This window comes from Microtetraspora sp. AC03309 (genome assembly GCF_020826795.1).
Taxonomy (GTDB): Bacteria; Actinomycetota; Actinomycetes; order Streptosporangiales; family Streptosporangiaceae; genus Microtetraspora; species Microtetraspora glauca.
In genome coordinates, this window is sequence record NZ_JADDIL010000176.1 from 1 (window position 1) to 2,601 (window position 2,601).

Consider the following 2,601-nt stretch of genomic DNA (forward strand, 5'->3'; position numbering starts at 1 on the left):
ACGGCCCCGATTTCAAACTCCAGCCGAACCGCTCAGCCAGCCACCGGATAGACGTGAAAGATCGAGGTTAGCAGATCCCATAACAAGATCGAGCTCTGGCCGTCCGGTGGCAAGCGGATCCGGAACGCAGGGCCGCCAGGCCCGGGCACCTGATGTTTCTTGTGTGGGAGCGGAACACCAGTTCCGTGCTGAAGTGCACGAGAGATGATCGATCGGCAGATTGTGATGTATTGCGCTGCGTTGGTGTTGGACAATTCCAGGATGACGGCTCGACGGTGGGTACTGGTGGGGACAGCTTTGGTGGTGGCTGTTCTGGCGCTGGCCTTTTTCTTGATGCAGTGGGATACGGCGAACAAGGTCGCAACTGCTGTTTCGGCCTTGGCCGGCCTGGCCGCGGTAGGGATCGCGGTTTGGGCCGGATGGCCTTTGGGACCGGGGGGTAAGAGCGTGCACGTGTCCAAAACTGGGTGCGCGGTCACTCAAGGGAGTGGCAGTGCCAACGCTGGATTCGCGGGGAAGGCGAACGAGGTACCTGATCGGCTGCGCGTGGACCGGACTGGAGACGCCAAAGCGTCCGGTGGCGGGGATGCCAACTCCGGTATTCGGCTGGACTGAGAGCCGAGCCACTGAAGGGACTGTCCAATGGGTGAGAGCGGGCAGTGGAAGGGCGCTGCCCGTCAGACTGGTATGGCCAGCGCAGGACCTGGCGGCTACGCCAACTCGGGCATTCATATCGGGGATGTTCATACGACGCCGTTGGCTCGGTCTGTCTATCGGGATCAGGTCGAGCAGATCTTCCCCTGGCCGCTGATCGGCCGTGAGGCGGAGCTGGCGGAGCTGGCTGCATTCTGCGCGGGTGGAGATGACGAGGGGTATGTGTGGTGGCAGGGGTCAGCCTGGGCGGGTAAATCGGCGTTGATGGCGACGTTCGTGCTCAAGCCTCCGCCTGGGGTGCGTGTGGTGTCGTTCTTCATCACTGCGCGGTATGCCGGGCAGAGTGATCGTCAGGCATTCTTGGACGTGGTGTTGGTGCAGTTGGCGGAGTTGCTGGGGCAGCCGTTGCCGCCGCTGTTGAATTCCTCGACTCAGCAGGGCTGGTTCAATCGGTTACTGAAGGATGCCACGCTTGCTTGCCAGGAGGCAGGTGACCGTCTGGTCTTGGTGGTTGATGGGCTGGATGAGGATCGGGGGGTGACGGTCGGTCCGGAGGCACACAGCATCGCAGCTTTGCTACCCGCGGTAGTGCCAGAAGGGTTGCGGGTGGTGGTGGCGGGTCGGCCGAATCCGCCAGTGCCTTCTGATGTTCCCGCGCGGCACCCTTTACGTGATCGGCGTATCCAACGTTGGCTGGAACCCTCCCCCGAGGCTCGGGTCATTCGTGATGACGCTTTACGCGAGTTGGAGTATCTGCTTGATGGAGGCCCAGCAGAACGGGATTTGCTGGGTCTTCTGGTTGCCGCCGGCGGTGGTTTGAGTATCAGTGACCTCGCGGATCTGACCGATTCCGCTGTTGGTTACGTTGAAAAGCAGCTGCGGGCGGTATCGGGGCGGACGTTCAGTAGCCGGGACAGTCGCTGGCGGCCAGGTGCTGGCGCGAAGGTTTTCGTGCTGGCACATGAAGAGTTGCAGATGACTGCACTGGAGTCATTCAGCGGAAGCGAGCTCTACGGGTTCCGAAACAGGATTCATGCGTGGGCCGAAGGTTATCGGAATCGGGAGTGGCCGGCTGACACGCCGGAGTATCTATTGCGGGGCTACCATCGCCTGCTGAATTCTGTTGGTGATCTAGATCGGATGGTGGCATGCGCGACTGATCAGGCACGGCTTGATCGGATGCTGGAGGTCAGTGGCGGGGATGCCGCTGCGTTGGCGGAGATCCTGGCCTGCCAGAACATCATTTGTGAACACGATGCGCCTGATCTGTCGGTGATGCTACTGCTGGCGCGCGCCCGGGAACATCTGGCTGATCGCAACGCGAATATCCCGATTGACCTGCCCGCGGCCTGGGTGACGCTTGGCAACCCTGTCCGCGCTGAGGCTCTGGCCCGCTCTATCAGTGACTTGGACGCCCGAGTCCGGGCGCTGACGCAGCTGGTGGTGGCACTGGCTGATGGGAGCCACCTCGACCACGCCCACCTGATCGCCAGCCACGCCGAAACCACCGCCCGCTCCATCACCGACCCGGACGCCCAAGCCGAGGCGCTCACGCAGCTGGTAACGGCACTGGCCCGCATAGACCACCTCGATCACGCCGAAACCATCGCCCTCTCCATCACCGACCTGGACTATCAAGCGCGGGCGCTCACGCAGCTGGTAACGGCACTGGCCCGCATAGACCACCTCGATCACGCCGAAACCACCGCTCTCTCCATCACCAACCCGTACTACCGAGCGCTGGCGCTGACGGAACTGGCGACGGCACTGGCCCGCACAGGCCGCCTCGATCACGCCGAAACCACCGCCCACTTCATCACCAACCCGTACTACCGAGCCCGGGCGCTCACGCAGCTAGGAATAACACTGGCCCGCATGAACCGCCTCGATCACGCCGAAACCATCGCCCTCTCCATCACCGACCTGGACTACCGAGCGCGGGCGCTG

Annotated in this window: 2 protein-coding genes; both read left to right on the forward strand. The window is 62.7% G+C overall.

Annotated elements, in window-relative coordinates; genetic code table 11:
* Positions 1–204: 204 nt before the first annotated feature.
* On the forward strand, positions 205–615 hold the full coding sequence (locus IMZ11_RS42020; RefSeq protein ID WP_228649086.1) for a hypothetical protein: 411 nt from the start codon (positions 205–207) through the stop codon (positions 613–615).
* Positions 616–642: 27 nt separating this feature from the next.
* A partial coding sequence (locus IMZ11_RS42025; RefSeq protein ID WP_228649088.1) for a hypothetical protein occupies positions 643–2,601 on the forward strand: 1,959 nt, incomplete at its 3' end.